The 22,529-nt window shown below is 58.1% G+C and carries 24 protein-coding genes and 1 pseudogene; 9 read left to right on the forward strand and 16 right to left on the reverse strand.

From position 1 onward, the window contains the following. Nucleotides 1-18: 18 nt before the first annotated feature. From KHQ23_RS04535 to KHQ23_RS04575, 9 genes are all read right to left on the reverse strand, one after another. Nucleotides 19-963, reverse strand: coding sequence for an Rpn family recombination-promoting nuclease/putative transposase (locus KHQ23_RS04535; RefSeq protein WP_019725343.1), 945 nt, complete (start codon nucleotides 961-963; stop codon nucleotides 19-21). Nucleotides 964-1,096: 133 nt separating this feature from the next. After that, the gene (locus tag KHQ23_RS04540) at nucleotides 1,097-2,107 is read right to left on the reverse strand and encodes an SIS domain-containing protein (protein ID WP_004178531.1); all 1,011 of its coding nucleotides are present in this window, start codon (nucleotides 2,105-2,107) and stop codon (nucleotides 1,097-1,099) included. Between the two features lie 17 nt (nucleotides 2,108-2,124). Further along, on the reverse strand, nucleotides 2,125-3,186 hold the full coding sequence (locus KHQ23_RS04545; RefSeq protein WP_012737366.1) for an SIS domain-containing protein: 1,062 nt from the start codon (nucleotides 3,184-3,186) through the stop codon (nucleotides 2,125-2,127). Between the two features lie 12 nt (nucleotides 3,187-3,198). Next, nucleotides 3,199-4,050, reverse strand: coding sequence for a PTS system mannose/fructose/sorbose family transporter subunit IID (locus KHQ23_RS04550; protein WP_004146068.1), 852 nt, complete (start codon nucleotides 4,048-4,050; stop codon nucleotides 3,199-3,201). Next, nucleotides 4,028-4,807: a PTS mannose/fructose/sorbose/N-acetylgalactosamine transporter subunit IIC gene (locus KHQ23_RS04555; protein WP_073553635.1), complete on the reverse strand. Its 780-nt coding sequence runs from the start codon at nucleotides 4,805-4,807 to the stop codon at nucleotides 4,028-4,030. Before KHQ23_RS04555 ends, KHQ23_RS04550 begins: the two co-directional genes overlap by 23 nt. A gap of 16 nt (nucleotides 4,808-4,823) precedes the next feature. Then, the gene (locus tag KHQ23_RS04560; RefSeq protein ID WP_002887607.1) at nucleotides 4,824-5,294 is read right to left on the reverse strand and encodes a PTS sugar transporter subunit IIB; all 471 of its coding nucleotides are present in this window, start codon (nucleotides 5,292-5,294) and stop codon (nucleotides 4,824-4,826) included. Between the two features lie 14 nt (nucleotides 5,295-5,308). After that, the gene (locus KHQ23_RS04565) at nucleotides 5,309-5,731 is read right to left on the reverse strand and encodes a PTS sugar transporter subunit IIA (protein WP_004177518.1); all 423 of its coding nucleotides are present in this window, start codon (nucleotides 5,729-5,731) and stop codon (nucleotides 5,309-5,311) included. A gap of 100 nt (nucleotides 5,732-5,831) precedes the next feature. After that, nucleotides 5,832-8,597: a sigma 54-interacting transcriptional regulator gene (locus tag KHQ23_RS04570; RefSeq protein WP_009485347.1), complete on the reverse strand. Its 2,766-nt coding sequence runs from the start codon at nucleotides 8,595-8,597 to the stop codon at nucleotides 5,832-5,834. 100 nt (nucleotides 8,598-8,697) lie between these two features. Then, nucleotides 8,698-9,528 carry a GNAT family N-acetyltransferase gene (locus KHQ23_RS04575; protein ID WP_004178524.1) on the reverse strand — a complete coding sequence of 277 codons (831 nt, stop codon included), beginning with the start codon at nucleotides 9,526-9,528 and terminating at the stop codon, nucleotides 8,698-8,700. A gap of 32 nt (nucleotides 9,529-9,560) precedes the next feature. On the opposite strand from KHQ23_RS04575, the gene KHQ23_RS04580 reads away from it, so the two are divergent. Both KHQ23_RS04580 and KHQ23_RS04585 read left to right on the forward strand, forming a co-directional pair. Further along, nucleotides 9,561-10,094, forward strand: a complete 534-nt coding sequence (locus KHQ23_RS04580; protein ID WP_002887560.1) for a GNAT family N-acetyltransferase — start codon at nucleotides 9,561-9,563, stop codon at nucleotides 10,092-10,094. A gap of 69 nt (nucleotides 10,095-10,163) precedes the next feature. After that, nucleotides 10,164-11,027 (forward strand): MurR/RpiR family transcriptional regulator, encoded by an 864-nt coding sequence (locus KHQ23_RS04585; RefSeq protein WP_004177525.1) that lies wholly within the window; start codon nucleotides 10,164-10,166, stop codon nucleotides 11,025-11,027. On the opposite strand, the gene KHQ23_RS04590 is transcribed toward KHQ23_RS04585, so the two are convergent. The 5 genes from KHQ23_RS04590 to KHQ23_RS04610 all read right to left on the reverse strand — a co-directional run bounded on the left by KHQ23_RS04590 (nucleotide 11,024) and on the right by KHQ23_RS04610 (nucleotide 15,908). Further along, a complete protein-coding gene (locus tag KHQ23_RS04590; RefSeq protein WP_004192142.1) occupies nucleotides 11,024-11,623 on the reverse strand; it encodes a 2-dehydro-3-deoxy-6-phosphogalactonate aldolase in 600 nt (199 codons plus the stop codon). The two genes, KHQ23_RS04585 and KHQ23_RS04590, sit on opposite strands and share 4 nt — an antisense overlap. Then, nucleotides 11,610-12,482: a 2-dehydro-3-deoxygalactonokinase gene (locus tag KHQ23_RS04595; protein WP_004214405.1), complete on the reverse strand. Its 873-nt coding sequence runs from the start codon at nucleotides 12,480-12,482 to the stop codon at nucleotides 11,610-11,612. The genes KHQ23_RS04590 and KHQ23_RS04595 overlap by 14 nt, the downstream gene beginning before the upstream one ends. Next, nucleotides 12,479-13,963, reverse strand: a complete 1,485-nt coding sequence (locus KHQ23_RS04600; protein WP_004214404.1) for a sodium:solute symporter family protein — start codon at nucleotides 13,961-13,963, stop codon at nucleotides 12,479-12,481. The genes KHQ23_RS04595 and KHQ23_RS04600 overlap by 4 nt, the downstream gene beginning before the upstream one ends. Before the next feature lie 102 nt (nucleotides 13,964-14,065). After that, nucleotides 14,066-14,458, reverse strand: a complete 393-nt coding sequence (locus tag KHQ23_RS04605) for a RidA family protein (RefSeq protein WP_032422063.1) — start codon at nucleotides 14,456-14,458, stop codon at nucleotides 14,066-14,068. 10 nt (nucleotides 14,459-14,468) lie between these two features. Then, nucleotides 14,469-15,908: an amidohydrolase family protein gene (locus KHQ23_RS04610; RefSeq protein ID WP_002887553.1), complete on the reverse strand. Its 1,440-nt coding sequence runs from the start codon at nucleotides 15,906-15,908 to the stop codon at nucleotides 14,469-14,471. On the opposite strand from KHQ23_RS04610, the gene KHQ23_RS04615 reads away from it, so the two are divergent. Further along, complete coding sequence (locus KHQ23_RS04615; protein ID WP_032409297.1) at nucleotides 15,886-16,065, forward strand: hypothetical protein; 180 nt, start codon at nucleotides 15,886-15,888, stop codon at nucleotides 16,063-16,065. The two genes, KHQ23_RS04610 and KHQ23_RS04615, sit on opposite strands and share 23 nt — an antisense overlap. 43 nt (nucleotides 16,066-16,108) lie before the next feature. Further along, complete coding sequence (locus KHQ23_RS04620; protein WP_023302457.1) at nucleotides 16,109-17,329, forward strand: amino acid deaminase; 1,221 nt, start codon at nucleotides 16,109-16,111, stop codon at nucleotides 17,327-17,329. Nucleotides 17,330-17,447: 118 nt separating this feature from the next. Here KHQ23_RS04620 and KHQ23_RS04625 read toward each other — a convergent pair whose 3' ends face one another. Further along, nucleotides 17,448-18,464, reverse strand: a complete 1,017-nt coding sequence (locus tag KHQ23_RS04625) for an Ldh family oxidoreductase (protein ID WP_009309150.1) — start codon at nucleotides 18,462-18,464, stop codon at nucleotides 17,448-17,450. A 212-nt stretch (nucleotides 18,465-18,676) separates the two neighbouring features. Between KHQ23_RS04625 and KHQ23_RS26275 the strand changes: the two are divergent. Further along, nucleotides 18,677-18,941 (forward strand): annotated as a pseudogene (locus KHQ23_RS26275) (FAD/NAD(P)-binding oxidoreductase); the annotation flags it as partial. Between the two features lie 3 nt (nucleotides 18,942-18,944). Here KHQ23_RS26275 and hpaR read toward each other — a convergent pair. Beyond that, the gene (hpaR, locus tag KHQ23_RS04635; RefSeq protein ID WP_002887503.1) at nucleotides 18,945-19,385 is read right to left on the reverse strand and encodes a homoprotocatechuate degradation operon regulator HpaR; all 441 of its coding nucleotides are present in this window, start codon (nucleotides 19,383-19,385) and stop codon (nucleotides 18,945-18,947) included. A 64-nt stretch (nucleotides 19,386-19,449) separates the two neighbouring features. On the opposite strand from hpaR, the gene KHQ23_RS04640 reads away from it, so the two are divergent. From KHQ23_RS04640 to hpaE, 4 genes are read left to right on the forward strand one after another with little or no spacing between them, the layout of a single operon-like run. Continuing rightward, nucleotides 19,450-19,614 (forward strand): hypothetical protein, encoded by a 165-nt coding sequence (locus KHQ23_RS04640; RefSeq protein ID WP_020805208.1) that lies wholly within the window; start codon nucleotides 19,450-19,452, stop codon nucleotides 19,612-19,614. 57 nt (nucleotides 19,615-19,671) lie between these two features. Beyond that, nucleotides 19,672-20,304 (forward strand): fumarylacetoacetate hydrolase family protein, encoded by a 633-nt coding sequence (locus KHQ23_RS04645; RefSeq protein WP_004146085.1) that lies wholly within the window; start codon nucleotides 19,672-19,674, stop codon nucleotides 20,302-20,304. Further along, nucleotides 20,301-21,065, forward strand: a complete 765-nt coding sequence (locus KHQ23_RS04650) for a fumarylacetoacetate hydrolase family protein (RefSeq protein WP_002887498.1) — start codon at nucleotides 20,301-20,303, stop codon at nucleotides 21,063-21,065. Before KHQ23_RS04645 ends, KHQ23_RS04650 begins: the two co-directional genes overlap by 4 nt. After that, a complete protein-coding gene (hpaE, locus tag KHQ23_RS04655; protein ID WP_032422062.1) occupies nucleotides 21,062-22,528 on the forward strand; it encodes a 5-carboxymethyl-2-hydroxymuconate semialdehyde dehydrogenase in 1,467 nt (488 codons plus the stop codon). Before KHQ23_RS04650 ends, hpaE begins: the two co-directional genes overlap by 4 nt. The last annotated feature ends 1 nt before the right edge of the window (nucleotide 22,529 follow it).

The following is a 22,529-nucleotide window of genomic DNA, read 5'->3' on the forward strand; positions in this document are numbered from 1 at the left end:
GGTTGTCGTGGCAGGACGTTAACCACACAGCGGCTGTAGTTCATCAGCCGACAGTCCGGTGATCTTCTGTACCATCTCTTTGTCGAGGCCATTCTGTAACATACTGCCGGCAATGCGCAGCGCCTCGCGTCGGCTGCCTTCCTGCAAGCCCTCCAGGTGCCCTTCTTCCCGGCCTTCCAGTCGGCCTTGTTGCCGACCTTCCTGCTTAAGCTTTTGCGCGATAGACATCAATGTCTCCTCATACTGTGGCAGACGGCGGGCCAGCCGGCGGAGAAACACGCCCGGCTCGGCCGTATTACCGTACTGCAGCATATAGTGAAACAGCATTCTCAACTGCCGACGGTTAGTGTATCCCAGCATCACAACGGCCGCCAACGACTCCGTTATGTCGCTGAGATCGCGCTGGCGAATATGTTTTTGCATCAGCTCCAGCAAGGCGACTCGCCGATGTTGCACGATGTCATCGTCCGGCATCACCGTCACGTCGATCAATGGAAACGGACAGCCATACAGCGTCTTCGCCAGCTGCGGGTCGGCAAATTCATCCAGCCAGTTGAGGGAAAAAGGATACGGACTGGTTGCACCGTGATAAAAAAGCATCGGCACCACCAGCGGCAGCGTTTTGTGCCCGGCATCCAGGTGGCGCTGCATTGCGGCAATCGCATAGCGCATCAGGCGAAAGGCCATATGGCTATCCGGTGAGCTCTGGTGCTCTATCACCACGTAAACATACCCCGTGCCGCAGGTGGTCTGCACCGACCAGAGGACATCTGAATACCAGGCGCGCAGATCCTCATCGATAAAGCTCGCCGATTGCAGCCTCAGGGTAGAGAAATCGCACCGCTGACGGATCGCTTCGGGAAGGTAGAGGGTGAGGAAATCAGTCGCTGTCTCCGGGTGACGAAGAAATCGCTTAAAGACCGCATCGTGCGGCGTCGAGGTCATCCGTTTTTTCATGGCCATCCGCTTGCCTGAAAGAGAAGGTAAGCCGGACTCTATCACCGGTTTTTACCCGGTTGGGTTTGACGACAATTTTCTGGGAAGCGCCTCGGAGAATAGCATGGCGGCCAGCCCGGCTGGCCGCCATCAACACGGCTTAGTAATCAAACTGCCGGTAGTAACGGCGGATATTGAGGTCGTGGCCGGTATGGTGTTCAAAGTGGGCCGCCAGCCGGTCCACCAGCAGGGTGGACACCACGCACGGCGCCATAATCCAGCGGAACGCGTCATCAATGCCGTTCAGCGGATAGTCGCGCGGGTCGATAACCACCAGATGGTCAGTTATTTTTTCGGCAAAACGCTCGACGCGTTCGTCCAGCGCCCGGCATCTCCCCTCGCCTTTCACCAGAAACAGCGGAACCTCTTTTTCCAGCAGCTCCAGGGTGCCGTGGAAAAATTCAGCGGAGCTCACCGACTTCGTCCGCTTCCACTGCATCTCTTCGAGAATACACATTGAGAACAGATAGACCTCGCCCCACATTTCCGCGCCGCCAATCCACATCATATAGTCGCAGTCATGGTATTGCGCGGCAATGCTATCCGCTCGGGGATCGAACTGGCGTTTCGCCTGCAGGAGATTTTCCGGCAGTAACTCGAGCTGGCTGGCAAATCGCGCATAATCAGCAAACTCGCCGTGACGAAAAATGACGCGGAAGAATAACCAGTACAGCAGCATATATTCATATTCCACGCCATTTTTGTGGCACATCGGAATATGCCAGCTGGCGGCGGCAGCCAATGGCGAGTCGGCGTGACGAGTAATGGCCACCACGCGGATCCCCTGTGCCTTGCACCATTCGGCAATGGCGACCGACTCTTTGGTATCGCCGGATTTAGATAACGTAACGACAACCGCATCTTTATTTAATTTTTTATGTCCGCGATGGATTAACTCCGCGGCCTGTTCAAGATATACCGGCACGCTGGTTAATTCTTTGGCAAATTCATTAATTGCCATCATCGGCGCCAGGGAACCACCTACCGAAGCAAAAAATAATGCGCTACAGCCGCTGTCATAAATATCGTCGGCTACGGTTTCAGCCTGTTTACGCGCAGCGATGATCTCGCGAGCACTGGTCAGGTACTCGTCCTGATTAAAACCCAACATAGTTTTCTCCTGAATATTCAGATTTTACTTTTTAAGACGCGGTCAAAATCGTCGAAAATACGTTTAGCCAGATCGATGCCTTTCAGTCCTGCGGTATGCCAGGCGAGCATCTGCACTGGGACAATCAGCAGCAGAGGCGCCAGGTGATGCTCGCACGGACAGTTTAGCGCCAGCGTTTGAGCATCCTCTTCGTCACCCAGCGTCAGGGTAAAGGCCCGGCCAATGGACGGCGCCAGATAGTCGCGCAGCGCCCGGGTTCGCGCGTCCGGCGTATCTTCAATAAACAGCATCACATGGCGGGCATTGGCTTCCAGATAGGGGCCATGCATATAGGCTTCCAGCTCAAAGCCGCTGGAAGGCACGCGCACCGTCTCGGTAAATTTGGTTTCGAACTCCTTCGCCACGCCAACCAGCGCGCCGTAGCCGGTGGCGACAAAGCGCTCGCCGCTGCGCAGCGTTTCGCTATGGCGGTCAATAAAGCGCGAGGTGCGGACGATAACCTCCGGGATCGCCGCTACCAGCCGCTGCAATTCAGCGAGATAGTGCTGCTCCTCGACCTCGCTGGCTTTCTCCTGCTTACGAGCAATGATCAGCGCTATCAGCAACAGGTTGAGCACCGTCGCGCTAAAGCCGCGGGTCACAAACCCTACGCTCTCGATCCCGGTATTAATATCCAGAACGCCATCGCTGGCGCCTCCTATCGGGCTTTGCGGATCTGAGGTCAGGGCGAAAACCGACTTGCCGGAAGCCTGTACCTTACGCATCGCCTCCAGCGTCGACGCGCTTTTTCCGCTCTGTGAAATCGCCACCACCAGATCGGCATGCGGGTCGATCGCGTCGTAATGGGTGAAGTTGTACGGCTCTTTAATGTCAAGCAGCACACCGAAGCGTTGCTCAAAGAAATAGCGCGCGCACAGCGCGGCATTCAGCGACGATCCGGTCGCGAGCAATAATATCCGCCGTACCGGGTGCTGGCGGACGAAGGTTTCAATCGGCGCCAGCTTTTGCCGGTAGTCGCGCAGGATCTGCGCCAGGCAGGCCGGCTCTTCACTGATATATGTCATCATTGTTGGTCGCATAGCTCACTCCCGTTAAAACAATCCGATCCACGAACCCAGAATGCCCACCAGCGCCATGCCGCCAATAATTGAGAGCGGTTTAACTTTCCGTCCCAGTAGCCAGTAGACGATGCCAAAACTCACCAACGGCAGCATGCAGGGCAGAATGTCGTTGATAATGTCCTGTACCTGGGTTTTGGCCTCCCCGGCGCCGAAGGAGAGAGGAATGGTGATATCGATCATTGAAGCGGTCATCGCCCCGACTACCATCAGACCGATAATCGACGCCCCGTAGGTCAGGCTCTCCATCATTCCGCTCTTCTGGATCCGCTGCAGGACCCCGGTGCCCAGTACGTAGCCCCAGCGGGTAAAACACCAGCGCACCAGAATGTGCGGCACGTTAAACACCAGCAGAAACAGGATCGGCCCGAGGATGTTGCCCTTCAGCGCCAGGCTGGTGCCGATCCCGGTGGCGATGAGGCGCAGCGTCCCCCAGAAGAAAGAGTCACCCAGCCCGGCTAACGGTCCCATCAGTGAGGCTTTGACGTTATCAATCGCAGTGGCATCCATGTTTTTCTGCTGACTGTTTTTCTCTTCCATCGCCGTGGTGATCCCCAGCAGCAGGGTGACGATATGCGGCGTGGTATTGAAAAAAACCAGATGCCGCTTCAGCGCTGCGGCCAGCTCCTCTCTGCGCGGATAGAGCTTCTTCAGCACCGGGATCAACGCGTAAACAAAGGCGAGATTCATCTGCCGCTCATAGTTCCACGAGAACTCCATCTGGAAAGAGCGCCAGAACACCCGGCGTAAATCGCGCGGCGTAATCCGGGTTTCTTCCTGCGCCTGCGGCTGCAGGGTCTCTTCAGAAATCATCTTCGTCGTCATCGCTGACTCCTTGTTCTGTCGTGATACGAGGTGAATTCAACGCGGTGACGTTAACCATGACCACCGCCACGATAGCGCCGAGAATGGCGATACCGGTCACCGGGATTTTCAAATAGGCCATCAGCACAAAACCGAGGAAAAAATACGGCGCCACTTTCTTGTTAATCAGCAGCCTGGCGAGCATCGCGAAGCCGAGGGCCGGGATGATGCCGGTGGCGACGCTGAGCCCATGTTTGATAAATTCCGGGATCGTATCGAGCAGGGATTTCACCGCGTTGCTGCCCACCAGGAATGAGACGGTGACCACCGCGGCAAGCATCAGCGACAGGCCGAATCCGGCAATCAAATGCATCCGCTCAATGCCGCGGAGATCCGCCCGTTCCGCATACCCGTCCGCCTTTTGGCTAAGCATTGGAATGAACATCCCCAGATAGATGTTTTTCAGGATCAAAGTCAGCGTGGCGATAGGCAGGCCAAGCAGCAACGCCGTTTCTGTGCCTGCGCCAGAGGTAATGGCGAACGCCACGCCGAGAATACCGCCGGTCACCACGTCGGGCGGGATCGAGGCGCCAACGGAGAAAGAGCCGATAAACGCCAGCTCCAGCGTCGCGCCCATAATGACGCCGGTCTGTACATCCCCCAGCACCAGCCCGGTCAGCAGCCCGGTGACGATAGGCCGTGAAATTAGCGACGTCCCTAAGGCATATTCCGATTGCGCGATAAACGCCACCAGATCCAGTAAGAGAGCCTCTACCATAATCTGTCCTCCGGAATTACACGCATTCCGCAAAAAGCTGTTTGCGATCGTTCGGGACCTGGCGAATCTCCACTTCGACGCCCTTGCCCACCAGTTGTTGTAGCTGTTCTATTTCTGTCGGCAGTAAATTAATCGCCTTAGAGATATTTTTACTGCCCTCTTTAGCCTTTATTCCGCCAAGATTTATGCTTTTTATTTCGTCGATGGCGCTGGCAATACGCCAGGCGTCATTAACCGACTCCACAACAATAAATAAATTATATTTATCGGTAACCCCGCTTTTTATTGCCTCAATAGAATCATTTATATTTTTAATCACCAGCTTCACCGAGGGCGGTTTGGCAAGCTTAATGGTGGTTTTCCGCAACTCATCGCCAGGGACGCTATCGTTGGCGATTAAAATACAATCGGCGCCGACATATTGGGTCCAGGAAAAGGCCACCTGGCCGTGAAGTAATCGATGGTCTACCCTTAATAATGTAATCATCATGCTTCCTCATTTCAGAAGTCTTTATCCATAGTCATCGCGCTGGCAATCGTTTGATTGCAGTACTGAATGCTCTCTTTGGCGTTTGTTAATGCCTCGGTAATTAATTTTTCGGTATCGTCTTCCGCTGCGGAAATCAGCAAGTCAATAATTAACGGCAGATTTAAACCGGATAATAAATGGAAATGTGGGCGAGATAAAAAACGAACAAACTCGTTATTCACGCTACCGGCAAAAATATCCGTAATCACGATCAACTCATCCTGCGCCGGGAAACGCGCCACTAGCGCTTCCACCTGCTGCGTCAGATCGACCTCTTCTTCCACGTAGGCACACAAGGTATGTATATCGGGTTGTTTACCAAGGATCAGTTCCACGGAGTTCAACAAACCGTTAGCAAAGCTGCCATGGCTGGCAAAAATATAGTGTCGTTTCATCCTTACCTCGAAAGCGCATTCCACTGCTTTCTTAATTGCAACCGACGTGCCAGAAACAGTGGCGCGTCGGCTAACGCAAGGATAAAAAAGAAGAGATGTGTTAAAAGTCTTGATCTTCCTGAATAAATTCCGTTTCCCGCGTCAGGATATCGTGAATGTAGCAGAGCTCTACAACGGGAATTTTGACACTATACCCGCTCTCTATGACACTAAAGGCCTCGCGTAGCGTAGCCAGCTCGCGATCCGGACACTGCCCTCCAGTGTATTGGGCTGGGGAAGCGTGACGAATTAATCGCTCTATCAGACAGCTGATATGCACATACAGCGCGACCTTACGATCGTTAGGTACATCGCGCCCGGCCAGATGCTCATAGCGCAGCAAAAACTGCTCAACCTGGTTGATCACCTTAGCCGTATCGAGGATCGTCACCGACTCGATCACCCGGCGCAGCGAAAAGTTTTTCAGGATCAGGTTGTTGATCTCGCTGACCTGCTCCGCCGTCGCCAGTTCGCCAAAAATGCGCATCAGCGGACGACTCCCTTCGCCAGAGATCAGCGAATCCAGCGAGATCCATGGTAGATCGGCAAGATGCGGATCCAGGGTGCCGACGATCGCCAGCACCTCATAGCGGCTTAGCATCGGCTCCCGTCGCGCGGGATCGGCAAGGGTCTCCACATCGCAGGCCACAATATCAATGCCAAGCGCTTCAGGAATGCTGGCTTTTAACAGCGCCGACAGATTCGCCGCCGCGCCCAGACCGGTCGCGCAGGTGGTTAAAATCGCCCGCGGCTTATCGGTTTGCGGGTAATAGAGCTGGTGCTCAACCGCAAGGTCATCGCCGATCTCGCGGACGATATCTTCCAGCATAACGCCCTGCAAAATGCGCTCCCCGACGTACATCGCCATACCGGTGGAGACATTGTTGATGATCGCCATCGGCGTACTCAGGCGACGATTAAAATGGCGGTGAATGGCGTTCAGCGATCCCATGTCGACCAGGATTATCAATCCTGATGCCAGAGCATGGCTCTCTATGTAGGCCATCACCTGGTTAGCGATAGCCTCCGGCGTCACGTCCAGCGGCATATCGAATGACTCAAAGAGCTGGCTTTTCAGCAAGCGGTTTGCCACGTTGGCGATGCTGCTGGCGGTAGCGTAACCGTGAGCGAGAATTATCGCCCGGGTCACCTGCTGCTGGCTGATGGCGCCATTCTTGTGGAACCACAGCACTAACAGCAGCAGGTCGATACGCTGGGGTTCAATATCCAGCTTCAGCGTCAACGCACCGAGGATCGCTTCGCAAAAGCGATACAGCAGCGGAAACTTCTGTACCAGGAAGTCCTCCAGCTGGCGGGCTTTTTCATTGTTTATCGTGGACTGCGCCTGTCGGGATCGGTGGATCAGGTAGTGGCTCAGCGCGTAGAGGCAGTTGCCGTTAAACTGGATATTGAAGCGCTTTTCCAGGCGATAATACTCCTCCCGAACCTGATGAGCGATCAGCAGCAGCATCTGCGGGCTACTGGAGTCATGATTATCAAAGATCAGCCGATCGAAGAGGGTTTCAATCTCTTCCCCCATGCTCCTTTGCGCCTCTTCCCAGACCGTTTTTTTATTCAGCACCGCTTCATACTGCGCCAGAACCCGACACTGAACGTCATAGATCAGCCCCTGTACCGGGTCGCGCGCACGCAGCAGCCAGACCAGGCTGGTCTGCGGCTCGATCAGCAGCGGCTCCTGCTGGCCCATCGCTTCGCTGAGCGCTGGCGTCGCGGCCATGACATTCTCCGGCAGATCGTGCAGCCTCACGGTCAGCATTTCGCGGCCCGGAGACCTGGCCCAGGCTGACGCCACGGCGTATTTCACCACATTCTTCAGCTCGCCGACGTTGCCCCGATAAACATACTGCGTCAGGACCTGCAACAGTCGCGGCGTTAGTTGCAGCCGGGCGGCAAGCGTGCGCGCCTCCTGCCAGAAAAACTGTAGCGTTAGCGCCTCCTTCTCCTCGCGGCTACGGTGTTGAAGATCGGGCAAGCTAACCAGGATCGGAATTCGGCGCAGGAAGGTGGTGAGAAAAGTGCTGTGAATATCTTCGGTGGTGGCAAACACCAACCGCAGCGAAATCGGCAAGCCTTGCGCGGTCTCCCCCACCCGGTAGATCTCCTTACGATCCAGCCAGGTGAACAGCTTCTCCTGCCCCTGAGCATCCAGGCGATGGACCTCATCGAGAAACAGCATCCCGCCGTTTGCCGCCTCAAACGCCCCCGCTTTATCGCTCTGCGCACCGGTAAACGCGCCTTTGACGTAGCCAAACAGGTTGGCGGCCAGCAGCTCCGGATTACTCGCATACTGCGCGCAGTTAAAGCTCACAAAGGGGGCATCGGGCGCCAGCAGCTCCTGGGCGATGGCGAACTCATGCATCAGCTCAGCCATATAGCTTTTGCCGGTCCCGCTGTCGCCGGTAATAAGCAGCGGTAGCCCGCCGTTAGGATAAAACAGCGCGGTTTTCATCTGCTCAATCGGTTTACGCAGGCTGCCGTCATGCCCGGTCAGCAACGAAAAATGGTCCGCCTGCTCCGGCTGGCGGTCGCTCTCCGCGAGTAACTCCGCCATGCTGGCATACTCACTGCGGGAAAGCGGGTAGAACTGCTGGCAAAAGGCTTTTTTATGCAGAAAATAGACCGGCCGGGTGTTGATTTTCACCAGCACGTCCTGAGCGACCAGCTGATTGAGATAATGGCTGGCGGTATTTCTTTGCATCGCGAAACGCCGGGCCAGCCAGCTGGCGGTAAAGACCTCGCTCAGGTTATCCGGATCGAAAAAATCGGTCTGATTTTGCAAAAAAGCCAACAGTTCCGTTTTACGCATCGCATCCCCCTCTTCGCCATTACGAAGGGATATGATGCGGGAAAAGAGAGGCTTATCGACGGCCCGTGCTGTTTTTTTGCGGTCCAGCGCACACTCCTGGCTAAGCCGACTTCGCGTCGGCCAGATCCATCGTCATTTCATACTGCTGCAGCGAGAGCGGCGTATAACCGGCCGCGGCAAACAGCGGCGTAAAAGTTTCCGGGACCGTCACCGAAGTACCAATGCCCGGGAACTGCTGCGCCAGCGCCATCAGCAGCTCACGCGCCAGCCCCTGGCGGCGGGCGGCGGGCTCCACCCACAAAAACGACAGTACAGGGCGCGAGCCCGCCGTCGTTAGAACCGCGAAGGCGCGCTGTTCCAGCGTCACGACCTGACATGGCAGAGTGGCGAAGGTGAGCGGATCCAGCAGCCAGGGAAGCTGGCTGTTACTCTCCTCAATGGCGCGCCGAAGCAGGGACAGGGTGGGATAAAGCTGTAATACGCCCGGCACCGGGGCCAGAAGTTCTGTACTCAGGTAGCCGCAGAGCCCATAGCGTCGCGTAAAGCCCAGCGACTGATACAGCGCGACGGCCGCATGGTTATCGCGGATCACCTCCAGGAATACCGTCTCGATCCCCTGCTGTTGCAAAAGCATCAGCAGCTCCTGCATCAGTTTCCGGCCCAGGCCTTTGCCGCGCCAGGCCGGGCGCAGGGCAAAGGCCGCCAGGCGAGCGGCACTCCCCCGGCGCGCGACGATCGCGATCGCCGCCGGTTCATCTCCGGCCAGCCAGACGCGGGAATCGACCAGGCTCATCCCCTCGGCGCTAAAACGCTGAACAAATCCCTCTACCGACTGGGTAACAGGCACCAGGTAGGCTTCAAAACAGGCGTTGAGAATATCCGTTAACTGCACGCTGCTGAACTGCGTGGCGGGAACGGCGGTCAGCTCCATACTTTTCTCCCGAAGGCTGCTATGCTGAGGTGATGAAAACTAACACTATAACTGCCGGTGCCGTATTACGCCTGACTCAGGAGAGCGATATCGCCCTTCTGCCCGCCATTGAACGTTCTGCCGCCCAGGCATTTCGCCAGATCCCTTCTCTCGCCTGGCTGGCGGACAGCGAGGTGATTAGCGTTGCGCGCCATCATGATTATCTGGAAACGGAGCATAGCCTGCTGGCGGTAGCCGCCGGGCAACCCGTTGGCTTTATTCTGACCGAACCGCTCGACGATGCGTTATTTATCGTCGAAGTCGCCGTCCACCAGGCCTGGCAGCAACAGGGCATCGGCCGGATGCTGCTGGAGCGGGTTATTGAGAGCGCACGGCAGATGGGCTACCCGGCGGTAACCCTCACCACCTTCCGCGAGGTGCCGTGGAATGCGCCGTTTTATACCCGTCTGGGATTCGCCATGCTCGATGAGCTGACCCTGCCCGCCGGGCTGGCGGCAAAAAGGGAACAGGAGACCCGGCACGGCCTGCCGCCCGAGTCGCGCTGCGCCATGCGCCTGGCGTTGTAGACTTCAGCACTGATTTCAGCGGCGCAATATGGTACAAAGTACCATTCAAAACTTACCCGTTGTTACCGTATGTCCTGGTCAATCGATATTATTTCCTGCATAACCGATCGCTTTGTGGAACTCACGGCGACCGAAAAACGCATTGCGCAGTTTATTCTCGATGATGTCGCGGCGGCGGCGGAGCTGCCCATCGCCGAGATAGCGCGTCTGACGCAAACCAGCCAGGCTTCGGTCACCCGTTTTGCCCGGGCGCTCGGCTGTAAAGACGTCCGCGAGCTGAAGATGAAGCTTGCGCAATCTCTTGCGGTCGGCCAGCGGTTTATCCTCGATGTTCCGGATCTCGAAGGCGTCCAGGGGATCTATGAGTCAATCATCAGCGTACTGGAGACCAACCGGCGGGCGCTGGATATCGAGGCGCTGAAGCGCGCGGTGAGCTGGCTGAGCGATGCGCGGCAGATCCTCGCCCTGGGGATGGGCGGCGGTTCGACCATCTGCGCTCAGGAAATTCAGTATCGCCTGTTTCGCCTCGGTCTGCCGGTAGTCAGCCAGAGCGATGGTCTGCTGGTACGCATGATGAGCTCGGCGGTGACGCCGCAGGATGTGGTGATCGTGCTGTCTCTGGGCGGCTATACCCGGGAAATCATCGAGAGCGCGGCGATTGCCAGCCAGTACGGCGCGAAGGTTATTGCGATTACCCCCGCCGGAACGCCGCTGGCTGAACAGGCGGATCTGGTGCTACCGCTGCTGGTACGGGAAAACGACTATATCTTTAAGCCCAGCACTTCCCGTTACGCGATGCTGGCGATGGTCGATGTGCTGGCCACCGAACTGGCGATGGCCAACAAAACCCAGGCAAAAGGCAAATTACGCCGTATTAAGCTGGCGCTCGACAGCCACCGCGGCGGCGTCGATCGGCAGCCGCTGGGGGACTAACTTTTACTGGCGGAGATAAACCTCTCCGCCTGCTCGCGGGTACGTTCCACGGCCTGTCCGGCGCGATAAAGATCGCTGCCCAGACCGGCACCGGCGCACCCCGCCTGTATCCAGGTCGCCAGACTTTCCGGCGTCACGCCGCCGACCGCCAGCACCGGCACCTCCGGCGGCAACACCGCTTTTAGCGCGCGAATATAGTCCGCGCCGAATGCTGATGACGGAAAGATTTTCAGCCATTGCGCCCCGGCATCCAGCGCGCTAAACGCCTCGGAGGCCGTCGCGCAGCCGGCGCACACCAGCATCCCCTTATCTACCGCGCGGCGGATCACCGCCGGGGCCGTATTGGGCGTCACGATAAGTTTCGCCCCAGCTTCAGCGAGAAAATCAACCTGTTCAACCTTCAGCACCGTTCCCGCGCCAATCATCGCCCGCTCGCCAAACTGACGCACCATCGCCGGAATACTTTGCTGCCAGTCCGGCGAATTGAGCGGGATTTCGATATAGCGAAAGCCTGCATTTATTAGCGTCTCAATATGATCTGCCGCCTCAGCGGGTTGAATGCCGCGTAAAATCGCCACCAGCTTAATCTTGTTCATGCATTATCCTCGCCATGCCAGCCAGCAATGCCTCATCGCCACTGCAGCTGTTAACCATCATTCCGCGCGCCTTCATCGCCCGACCGTAGCGGGCATTCAGCGCCGGTTCGCCAACCAGCGTGACGGCAGAAGTACAGAAACGCTGCCCCAGGGTCGCCACCTCCGCGCCAATCAACAGCCCGGAGAGGTAATCGCTGACTGAGCTCGCCGCCAGACCTCCCAGCACCCGGGCGGCCCTGGCGACAAACAGTTCGCTAATCAGCGACGGCTGCGCCAGACCTTTTTCCAGCCCCCGTTCAAACGCCGCATCGTCCGGCTGCTGGGCAGGCAGCCCTTTGCCGATCAGCGATTGCGTCATCAGCAGATGATGCAGTTCGCCGGTCATCGCCGTGGCAAAATGACGCACCCCGCCGCCTACCACCTGTACCCATTTGCAGTGGGTACCCGGCATCACGTAACACTCCGCGGGCATCAGTTGCCAGGCGCCCAGCAGCTGCGTCTCTTCGCCGCGCATCACGTTGAAATCCCCGTCCTGTTCAATCTTGAGGCCGGGTATAATCCACACGCCTTCAGCAACGGCGCATAGCTGCCGCCCAGGCGCGTCGATCGCCGTCGGACAGTCCAGATACGGCACCGCTTGCCAGCCCGCGTCGCTGCCGATCATCCCGGCCATCAGCACCGGCAGCGCCTGTGCGCCGCGCCAGGGGGCCAAATGCTCCGCGAATACATCAGCAGGCGATCGTCCGTTCAGGCGGGTAATACCCATCGGCAGCTGCTTCGTTTCGACGCACTGGCCGTTGCGAATCAGCCAGCCGCGCAGCTGGGTAGAGCCCCAGTCGACGGCAATATAATCCTTCATTGCGTTTCTCCTGAGACCTGCACTACCGTCTTCGCCGGGATCGCCTCTCCTTCCCGCTCCTGGGTAATCATTTCCAGCGCCTGCTGACGGCTGATTTTGCTGGCTGGCGTCATGACGGTAACAAAAATAGCGGAAACAAAGCTGCCAACAACCGACGGAATGCACGGATTGCCCCAGTAAGCCAGCCAGTCGGCCTTAACCAGAACCACAATAGACACCAGCATGCCGCTCAGCAGCGCGGTTAGCGCGCCCTGCCAGTTAAAGCGCAGCCAGAAGCGGCCGAGAATGGAACAGACGAAGAGCCCGGACATCAGCATGGAGATCATTTTGGTGATATAGCTGATGATATCGTTCGAGGTCAGGGCGAAGATCATCGCCAGGCCGATAACGAACGCCAGCATCCAGCGAGAGAGCGTTATCGCCTTATGCGCCGGCGGCATTTTTCCGGTAACGAGGGTATAGACATCCCGCATCATGATGGCCACGGCGGCTATCGCATCGGAGCTGGCCGAAGACATGGTGGCGGAAAGTCCGGCAATCAGGACCACCAGCCCCAGGATCGCCGGTAAGAAGCTGGTGGCGAACAGGAAGGCGTAGTTACTGTTCTCAAGATTGGGGTTCATCGTCCAGGCCGCCATGCCGATAACCGCCGGCAGCACCGAGAAAAACAGATACAGCACACCGGTATAGACAAACGAGCGCCGCACCGAAGAGACGTCTTTTCCCGAGTAAATACGCTGGCGATAGGAAGGGGTTGCCAGCACGCCGACGCCGATGACCATCGCCAGCGATAGCGCCGGAATAGTCCCCAACTTATCGACCGCAAACAGGCTCATCGCCTTTGGATCCATCGCCTTAACGATGGCATCCCACCCCCCGACGTGAACCACCGCCAGAATCGCCATCAGGATAAAACCGAAAAACAGAATTAATGCCTGAATGGTGTCCGTCCACACAACAGCAGAATAACCGCCGATAATGACGTAAATCGCAAACGCCATGGCAATAATAATTTTTGCCACCGTCAGATTAATTCCTGTCGCCCAGGCTAAATACATACTCCCGCCAAGAATATGTGCCCCCAGCCAGCCAATTGAGGCAATAAATATCATTATCCCGACGAGATTTTTAATTAAATGGCTGCCCCCTGTGTAATAAGAAAGCTCTTCGCTCATGGTCATAAAGCGCAGCTTTCGCACCGGCGCAAACAGCCAGGCCACCAGTAAAATACCGATGGCGCCGCCCACGCCGTAAAGCATCCCGGCCCATCCATTGCTGTAGCCGAACCCGACAGCGCCCATGCTTGAACCGGTTCCCACCATGGTCGCCACGGTGGACCCCAGCGTCAGGAACAGCGGCAAAGAACGGCCACCGAGTAAAAAATCCTCACCGCTTTTTTGATGACGCGACACGTACCAGCCAAGCCAAATCATGGCTAACGCATAAATAATAAAGCCGACTAAAAAGACATGACTATTCATAATTCACATCCTGCCAGTTAATTTTGAAAAGGTAAAAGGCTACGAAGCGCTGAATTATTTCAGCGCTCAAAATGACTGTTTATATTTCTGGTTACTAACTTTTTATGCGCGAGAAGCGTTAAAACAGGTCACATCCACTTCGACTTTACAATCCACCACCAGGTCCGCTACGCAGCAGATGCGGGCAGGCGGGTTGTCGCCAAAGAACTCGCGAAATACCTTATTGAACGACTGAAAATAGCGTGCATCGGTGAGGATCACTTTAACATGCACCACGTCGGCCAGGGTGTAGCCCGCTTCGGTCATGATATCTACGCAGTTCTGAATCGCCAGACGCGACTGGTCGACAATCCCGCCTTCCAAGACTTCGCCATTTTTCATCGGCGTCTGGCCGGAAACGTACAGCCAGCCTCCCGCTTCCACCGCCCGCGCGAACGGCAGGTGCTGCCCGCCGGTACCGGTACCGCCTTCTACGCCATAACGCTTGATACTCATACTCAACTCCTTAGTCCATCCGACGACGCAGGAAACGCCCTGCCCGTCCGGTAATTTTCTTATCACTGCCGTAGCTCATCACGCCGTTGACCATCACCGCCTCAATGCCGTCCGCCGGTCGTTTCGGGTCGGAGAAACTGGCGACATCGCGCACCGTCTGCGGGTCAAACAGCACCAGGTCGGCAAAGTAGCCAATTTTCACCAGCCCGCGATCCGCCAGTTGGAAGCGCGCCGCCGACAGCCCGGTCATCTTGTGTACCGCGGTAGTCAGCGGGAATAGCTGCTCGTCGCGGCTATAGTGGCCGAGCACCCGCGGGAAGGCGCCCCACAGGCGCGGATGCGGCATCGGATCGTTCGGCAGCCCGTCAGAGCCAATCATGGTGACCGGATAGCGCATCACCCGCCGTACGTCCTGCTCATCCATGTTGTGATAAATAGCGCCCGCCGGCATCAGCCGCGCCGCGGCGTCGTGCAGGCTCACCTGCCACTCATCGGCGATCTGCTGCAGCGTTTTCCCCGCCTGCTCCGGCTGCGCTTCGGACCAGGTAATCACGATATCAAACTCGTCGGTCACCTGTTTCATATCCAGCGTCGATGAGCTGGCTGAATAGGGATAACAGTCGCAGGCGATATCCTGCTGCTGGCGCATCTCATCGAAAAACGCCAGCGTCTCTTTGGTACGCCCCCAGTTTTTTGCCCCGGCGCACTTGTGGTGCGAAACCACCACCGGCACGTTGCCGTGACGGCCAATACGGAAGGCTTCGTCCAGCGCCTCGAGAATCGGCTCAAACTCTGAACGTAAATGGGTGGTATAGACGCCCTTCCCGGCCGCCAGCTCTTCCGCCAGCGCCATCACCTCCTCGGTGGTCGACTGGAAGGCGCTGGCGTAGGCCAGCCCGGTACTGAGCCCTAATGCTCCCTGGCGCAGCGCATCGCGTAGCTGTACGCGCATGCCGGCGATTTCCGTCTCGTTCGCCGGACGAAACAGATCGTCCATATGGTTATTGCGCAGCGCGGTGTGACCGATTAACGTGCCGACGTTCAGCGACGGTCGCGCCGCCTCCACCGCATGGGCATAAGCCTCCACGGTGGGATAGATAAAGTGTTGCTGCTCGCCGAGGAGATTCATTGGGTCCGGCACTTCCCCCCGCATGGTGGCGGTCGCCGCACTGATCCCGCAGTTGCCGACGATCACCGTCGTCACCCCCTGGCTGAGCTTCGGCAAGTACTCCGGCATGCGGATCACGTTGATATCATCATGGGTATGCACATCAATAAAGCCCGGCGCCAGTACCCGCCCCTGGCCATCAATCACCTGCTCCGCCGCAACGTCCAGCGCCGGGGCGATAGCCATAATTCGATCGCCCTTCACCGCCACATCAGCACGGTATTGCGGCCCGCCGCTCCCGTCGATCACCGTGACGTTTTTGAAAAGCCAGTCAACTTTCATAGCAATTACTCCCTTTCGACATGCCGATAAGTTAACCATTTACAAGCGCAAAAAACAGTGGAAAACTACGCAAAACTCAGATCGCTTTGTGATACTTTTATTCAAAAAGAATAACATTTTTATATTAAAAATATATTTATCAAATAGTTATAAATGATACCCAGCGACTAACCGATTATAAACCCTGAAAGGATAGTGTTATGAAATACCATTCAGCACCGCTCATCCCGCACAAATCCGCCCTCATGTCCGCGCCGGCTAATCTGCTGGCGGAAGAGGTCTGTCTACCCGCCGCGCTGCTAAAAAAGTCGGCGCTGGAAAATAATATTTCATGGATGCAGCGCTACGCCGACGCCCGCGGCGTATCGCTGGCGCCGCATGGTAAAACGACAATGACGCCATGGATATTTCAGGCGCAGCAGCGAGCGGGGGCGTGGGGGATCGGCGTGGGCAGCGCCTGGCAGGCTAGCGCGGCAATGGCCAGCGGCATCCAACGCGTCCTGATGGTTAATCAGCTGGTCGGCAAAGCCAATATGCAGGTGGTCGCGCAGCTAAAAGCCCACTATCGGGCGGTGGATTTTATCTGCTGCGTCGATAGCGAGGTCAACGTGCGCGCCCTCTCCACATTCTTCGCAGACCAGGGACAAACGCTGGATGTGCTGATTGAACTTGGCGTGCCTGGCGGGCGCTGCGGCTGTCGTAGCGTCAATGACGCGCTGGCGCTGGCGCAGCGGGTAAGCGACCTGCCGGGGCTACGGCTACGCGGACTGGAATTGTATGAAGGGGTGCTGCACGGCGACGATCCGCAGCCGCAGGTGGAAGCGCTGTTACAGCAGGCCGCGGCGCTTTCCTGCCGCATGGAGCCGCTGGTTGACGGCGAATTTATTCTCACCGGCGCGGGCACCGTCTGGTATGACGTGGTGTGCAACATCTGGCTGGCGGCGGCAAAACCGCGCCGCTGCCGTATCGTCATCCGCCCTGGCTGTTATATCACCCACGATCGCGGGATCTACGATCTCGCCCAACAAGCGCTGATCGCCCGCGATCCGATTGCCTGCGATCTCGCCGGCGATCTCACTTCAGCGCTGGAGCTGATGGCGATGGTGCAATCGGTGCCGGAGGCGGATCGCGCGGTAGTGAATTTCGGCAAGCGCGACTGCGCTTTCGACGCCGGGCTGCCGCAGCCGATCGCCCATTATCGTAATGGCCAGCAGTTAGCGCTGCGCGCGGAGTCGATCGTCAGCACCGGCATCATGGATCAGCATTGTATGCTGCGCCTGGCGCCGGGCAGCGATGTGCAGGTCGGCGATATTCTGCTGTTCGGCACCTCGCACCCCTGTCTGACCTTTGATAAGTGGAAGACGTTGCTGCTGGTCGATGACGACTACAACGTGCTGGACGAGCTCGACACGCTGTTTTGACAGGCATCCGGATAGCGGCGCTTCGCGCCTTACCCGGGCTACACAACCCGCGACGTTCGGTAGCCCGGCTAAGCGTAGCGCGAGCCGGGGGATGTATCGGGTAGCGGCGCTTCGCGCCTTACCCGCCCTGGCGCAAGGCGCAAATCTCATCATGCAATGAACGACTGATAATGACCCCCTGCCGTTCACTCTGCTGGCGGCAGGCAAAACGCCGCTCGCCCGGCAGCCGCGCGCCCTGATCTTGCATCGCATTGAACAGCGTTTCGGCGCGCTCCAGCTGCTCTGGTGCCTGCGCGCCGAGAAAGCGCTGCGGATCCAGCGCCAGAATCAGCTCGCCGCCGTAGGGGAGACCGCCCGCGCCGTTATCCCACGCCAGCGATTCGGCGCTGGTCATATCGCCAATAAGCGGCCCGGCCAACAGCTCAACCATTGCCGCCAGCGCCGAGCCCTTATGGCCGCCGAAAGTCAACATCGCGCCGTTCAGCACCTCTGCGGCATCGGTCGTTGGCTGTCCCTGACTGTCGATTCCCCAGCCTTCCGGTAGCGCTTTGCCGGCGCGCTGATGCAGCTGGATCTCGCCGCGCGCCGCGGCGCTGGTCGCCATATCAACAATAAACGGCGGCTTATCCTGCCGCGGCCAGCCGAAGGCGATGGGGTTGGTGCCGAACAGCGGACGTGTGCCGCCCGCCGGGGCGACCCAGGCGTGGCTTGGCGTACAGGCCAGCCCTACCAGCCCTGCCTCGGTCAACGGCTCAATATCGGCAAACAGCGCGGAAAAATGAACGCAGCGATTAATTGCCAGCGCCGCAATGCCATTGTGGCGCGCCTTCTCCAGCAGCAGCGGCAGCGCGCGCTCGTAGGCCAGCAGTGAAAAAGCGCCCCCGGCGTCCGCCCGCGCAATCCCCGGCGCCTGGTCATGGATCTGCGGCTCGGCATCGGGCGATACCTTACCTTTGCGCAGGGTATCGACAATGCCCAACAGCCGCCACAGGCCGTGGGAAGCGCAGCCGTCGCGCTCCCCGGCGGTCACATTGCGGGCAATCGCCGCCGCGTGGTCGGCGCTAAATCCATTGGCGCTGAGTACCTCCAGCGCCAGGTCATAAGCTTCAGGTAACGATAGAGTTACCGACTCCATACTGTTCTCCTTTACTCTTCTTCGTCTCCGCTAAAGTTAGCCTGCGGCAGGCAGCTGCGCGCGCCCCAGTAGTAAATCCCCAACGACATCGCCGCCATCCGGAAGGTGAAGGGCGCGCGGCTGATTGCCCGCCCCTCCGTGCACAACGCGCTGTTTGAAACCGCCGACGGCGGCGGCGTGGTTTACTGGCAGAAACTGATCCTCTGCTGCAGCGCTGGCAGCGCTTCGCCGCGGCCATCAACCGCACCTTCCGGCTGGCGGAGTCGTTGAAAAACGCGGCGACGCCGGAGAGCCTGCTGTGCCGTTGCGAAGATGTGCGCTGCGGCGACGTGGCTGCCGCCGACGACTGGCTGCAGGCCAAACTGACCCAGCGCCCGCTGGCTGTATGGCTGGCCGCTGCCGCAGCCGAGAGAGCCGCTGTCCCCCGCCCGCGCGGAAACGCTTATTGCCCTCGCCAGGCTGAGCGCCGAGCCGTAACCGCTACTCTTCTTCATCACCGCGCCCGGCAGGGACGCCAAGCGCAATAAACTCCTCCAGCAGGGAGGTCAGTTGCTGCAGCTTTTCCGTGGTGAACTGGGCCTCCAGCAGGCGATAGGTCTCTTCCACCTCCGCCTGGGCGCTTTCGTACAGCGCAGTTCCGGCAGGCGTCAGCGAGACGTACAGCTTGCGCTGATCGTTAACTGGCTTTAAGCGCAGCACCAGCCCATCCCGCTCCATGCGCGTCAAAATCCCGGTCAGGCTGGGGCGCAGGATACAGGCGCGAAAGGCCAGATCGTGAAAGTCCATCGACGGACGTTCGGCGAGAATTCGCACGATCCGCCACTGCTGTTCGGTGAGATTGTGCCGTTTGACGATCGGTCGAAAGTAGGCCATCGCCGCTTCACGCGCCTGCAACAAGGCAATGGTTAATGAATCATGCATAGTATCCCCTCAACAGCCTCACCAAAAACTTATTAATAACTTAATAATTAGCGTTAATCCTGCCATGTACAACCGGTTTCTGCACCTGAAAAGTACCAGTCTTTTCCTGAAAAATATTCAAATTATTGATTTACAACAAATAAGTAATTGCTATGTAAATATTGTGTTAATCCGATCACAAAACATTCACTTCCAGTTGCTAAACCTCAGCGCAAAGCATAAAAGATGATCATTAATATATTAACGAAATCCCTTTGAACCGAAATCTGTCCCAGAGGAGTGGTGAATGAAAGGTACCATCTTCGCCGTTGCGCTCAATCATCGCAGCCAGCTCGACGCCTGGCGTGAGGCGTTTCAACAGGCCCCCTACAAGACGCCGCCGAAAACCGCGGTCTGGTTTATCAAGCCGCGCAATACCGTAATTGGCGATGGCGAAGCGATCCCGTATCCGCAGGGCGAGACCGTACAAAGCGGCGCAACGGTGGCGCTGATTGTCGGCAAAACCGCGCGTAAAGTGGCGGCGGAAGAGGCGGCGAACTATATCGCTGGCTACGCGCTGGCTAACGATGTGAGTCTGCCGGAAGAGAGTTTTTATCGCCCGGCGATCAAAGCCAAGTGCCGCGATGGCTTCTGCCCCATCGGCACGCTATCGGCGGTACGCAACGTCGACGATCTGACCATCATCACCGAAATTAACGGCCGCGAGGCTGATAGCTGGCATACCGGCGATCTGCAGCGTAATGCCGCGCAGCTGCTGAGCGCCTTGAGCGAATTCGCCACCCTCAATCCCGGCGACGCGATCCTTATCGGCACGCCCCACTCTCGCGTCACGCTGCGCCCCGGCGACCGGGTACGTATTCTCGCCGACGGTTTCCCGGCGCTCGAAAATCCGGTTGTCGCAGAAGGAGAGCTGGCATGAAACAGGCACGCATTGAATGGCAAGGACAGGTACGCGACGTGCTGGTCAATGAACGCGACCAGGTGCGCCTGGACGATGGCACGGTATTAAAAGAAGGTGAATTCCGCTGGCTGCCGCCCGCCAACGGCACGCTGTTCGCGCTGGGGCTGAATTACGCCGATCACGCCAGCGAGCTGGAATTTAAACCGCCAACCGAGCCGTTGGTGTTTATCAAAGCGCCGAACACCTTTACTGGCCACCAGCAGCAGTCGGTACGCCCGGATAACGTCGAATACATGCACTACGAAGCCGAACTGGTGGTGGTGATTGGGAAAACCGCTCGCCGCGTCAGCGAAGCCGAGGCTATGGATTATGTCGCCGGCTATACCGTGTGCAATGACTACGCGATCCGCGACTATCTGGAAAACTACTACCGCCCGAACCTGCGGGTGAAAAGCCGCGACACCCTGACGCCGATCGGCCCGTGGATCGTCAGCAAAGAGGCGATCCCGGATCCGCATAACCTGGCCCTGCGCACCTGGGTCAACGGCGAGCTGCGCCAGCAGGGCACCACCGCCGATCTGATCTTCAGCATCCCGTTTCTCATCGCTTATTTAAGCGAATTTATGACCCTGCAACCGGGCGACATGATCGCCACCGGCACGCCGAAAGGGCTATCCGACGTGGTACCGGGCGACGAGGTGATCGTTGAAGTCGAGGGCGTGGGCCGCCTGGTCAACCATATCATCAGCCAGCAAGCGTATGAGGAGACACTGTCATGAAAAAGATTAACCATTGGATCAACGGTAAAAACGTTGCCGGCGCAGACTATTTTCATACCACCAACCCGGCCACCGGCGAGGTACTGGCGGAAGTCGCCTCCGGCGGTGAAGCCGAAATAAACCAGGCGGTGGCGGCGGCGAAAGAGGCCTTCCCGAAGTGGGCTAACCTGCCGATGAAAGAGCGCGCGCGCCTGATGCGCCGCCTGGGGGATCTTATCGATCAGAACGTCCCGGAGATCGCGGCGATGGAAACCGCCGATACCGGCCTGCCGATCCACCAGACCAAAAACGTGCTGATCCCGCGCGCCTCACACAATTTCGAATTTTTCGCCGAAGTGTGCCAGCAGATGAACGGCAAGACCTATCCGGTCGACGACAAGATGCTGAACTACACCCTCGTGCAGCCGGTTGGCGTCTGCGCGCTGGTGTCGCCGTGGAACGTGCCGTTTATGACCGCCACCTGGAAGGTGGCGCCGTGCCTGGCGCTGGGGAATACCGCGGTGCTGAAAATGTCCGAACTGTCGCCGCTGACCGCCGATCGTCTGGGCGAGCTGGCGCTGGAAGCCGGGATCCCGGCTGGCGTACTCAATGTGGTGCAGGGCTACGGCGCCACCGCCGGCGACGCGCTGGTGCGCCATCATGATGTGCGCGCCGTCTCCTTCACCGGTGGCACCGCCACCGGCCGCAACATCATGAAAAACGCCGGTCTGAAAAAGTACTCCATGGAGCTGGGCGGAAAATCGCCGGTACTGATTTTTGAAGATGCCGATATCGAGCGCGCGCTTGACGCCGCGCTGTTCACCATCTTCTCGATCAACGGCGAACGCTGCACCGCCGGCTCGCGCATCTTTATTCAGCAGAGTATCTACCCCGAGTTCGTTAAACGCTTCGCCGAGCGCGCCAATCGCCTGCGCGTAGGCGATCCGACCGATCCGAACACCCAGATCGGCGCGCTGATTAGCCAGCAGCACTGGGAGAAAGTGTCCTGCTACATTCGCCTCGGCATCGAAGAGGGGGCCACCCTGCTGGCCGGCGGCGCGGATAAACCGTCCGATCTGCCAGCGCATCTGAAAGCCGGCAACTTCCTGCGCCCGACGGTGCTGGCGGATGTCGACAACCGCATGCGCGTCGCCCAGGAAGAGATTTTTGGCCCGGTCGCCTGCCTGCTGCCGTTCAAAGACGAAGCGGAAGGACTGCGCCTGGCGAACGATGTGGAATACGGCCTGGCGTCGTATATCTGGACCCAGGACGTCAGCAAAGTGCTGCGTCTGGCGCGCGGAATTGAAGCCGGGATGGTGTTCGTCAACACCCAGAACGTGCGCGACCTGCGTCAGCCGTTCGGCGGCGTGAAGGCCTCCGGCACCGGCCGCGAAGGCGGCGAGTACAGCTTTGAAGTGTTCGCCGAAATGAAAAACGTCTGCATCTCGATGGGCGACCATCCGATCCCGAAATGGGGAGTCTGAT

Source organism: Klebsiella sp. 64 (genome assembly GCF_018223915.1).
GTDB lineage: Bacteria > Pseudomonadota > Gammaproteobacteria > Enterobacterales > Enterobacteriaceae > Klebsiella > Klebsiella pneumoniae.

Coding starts and splice junctions, on each gene's coding strand:
- KHQ23_RS04590 (WP_004192142.1), bottom strand. CDS start 11,623: ATGAACAAGATTAAGCTGGTGGCGATTTTACGCGGCATTCAACCCGCT.
- KHQ23_RS04550 (WP_004146068.1), bottom strand. CDS start 4,050: ATGACGACGAAGATGATTTCTGAAGAGACCCTGCAGCCGCAGGCGCAG.
- KHQ23_RS04555 (WP_073553635.1), bottom strand. CDS start 4,807: ATGGTAGAGGCTCTCTTACTGGATCTGGTGGCGTTTATCGCGCAATCG.
- KHQ23_RS04545 (WP_012737366.1), bottom strand. CDS start 3,186: ATGCGACCAACAATGATGACATATATCAGTGAAGAGCCGGCCTGCCTG.
- KHQ23_RS04620 (WP_023302457.1), top strand. CDS start 16,109: ATGAAATACCATTCAGCACCGCTCATCCCGCACAAATCCGCCCTCATG.
- KHQ23_RS04570 (WP_009485347.1), bottom strand. CDS start 8,597: ATGCGTAAAACGGAACTGTTGGCTTTTTTGCAAAATCAGACCGATTTT.
- hpaE (WP_032422062.1), top strand. CDS start 21,062: ATGAAAAAGATTAACCATTGGATCAACGGTAAAAACGTTGCCGGCGCA.
- KHQ23_RS04580 (WP_002887560.1), top strand. CDS start 9,561: ATGAAAACTAACACTATAACTGCCGGTGCCGTATTACGCCTGACTCAG.
- KHQ23_RS04535 (WP_019725343.1), bottom strand. CDS start 963: ATGGCCATGAAAAAACGGATGACCTCGACGCCGCACGATGCGGTCTTT.
- KHQ23_RS04600 (WP_004214404.1), bottom strand. CDS start 13,963: ATGAATAGTCATGTCTTTTTAGTCGGCTTTATTATTTATGCGTTAGCC.
- KHQ23_RS04595 (WP_004214405.1), bottom strand. CDS start 12,482: ATGAAGGATTATATTGCCGTCGACTGGGGCTCTACCCAGCTGCGCGGC.
- KHQ23_RS04605 (WP_032422063.1), bottom strand. CDS start 14,458: ATGAGTATCAAGCGTTATGGCGTAGAAGGCGGTACCGGTACCGGCGGG.
- KHQ23_RS04650 (WP_002887498.1), top strand. CDS start 20,301: ATGAAACAGGCACGCATTGAATGGCAAGGACAGGTACGCGACGTGCTG.
- KHQ23_RS04645 (WP_004146085.1), top strand. CDS start 19,672: ATGAAAGGTACCATCTTCGCCGTTGCGCTCAATCATCGCAGCCAGCTC.
- KHQ23_RS04610 (WP_002887553.1), bottom strand. CDS start 15,908: ATGAAAGTTGACTGGCTTTTCAAAAACGTCACGGTGATCGACGGGAGC.
- KHQ23_RS04575 (WP_004178524.1), bottom strand. CDS start 9,528: ATGGAGCTGACCGCCGTTCCCGCCACGCAGTTCAGCAGCGTGCAGTTA.
- KHQ23_RS04585 (WP_004177525.1), top strand. CDS start 10,164: ATGTCCTGGTCAATCGATATTATTTCCTGCATAACCGATCGCTTTGTG.
- KHQ23_RS04560 (WP_002887607.1), bottom strand. CDS start 5,294: ATGATTACATTATTAAGGGTAGACCATCGATTACTTCACGGCCAGGTG.
- hpaR (WP_002887503.1), bottom strand. CDS start 19,385: ATGCATGATTCATTAACCATTGCCTTGTTGCAGGCGCGTGAAGCGGCG.
- KHQ23_RS04640 (WP_020805208.1), top strand. CDS start 19,450: ATGTACAACCGGTTTCTGCACCTGAAAAGTACCAGTCTTTTCCTGAAA.
- KHQ23_RS04625 (WP_009309150.1), bottom strand. CDS start 18,464: ATGGAGTCGGTAACTCTATCGTTACCTGAAGCTTATGACCTGGCGCTG.
- KHQ23_RS04565 (WP_004177518.1), bottom strand. CDS start 5,731: ATGAAACGACACTATATTTTTGCCAGCCATGGCAGCTTTGCTAACGGT.
- KHQ23_RS04540 (WP_004178531.1), bottom strand. CDS start 2,107: ATGTTGGGTTTTAATCAGGACGAGTACCTGACCAGTGCTCGCGAGATC.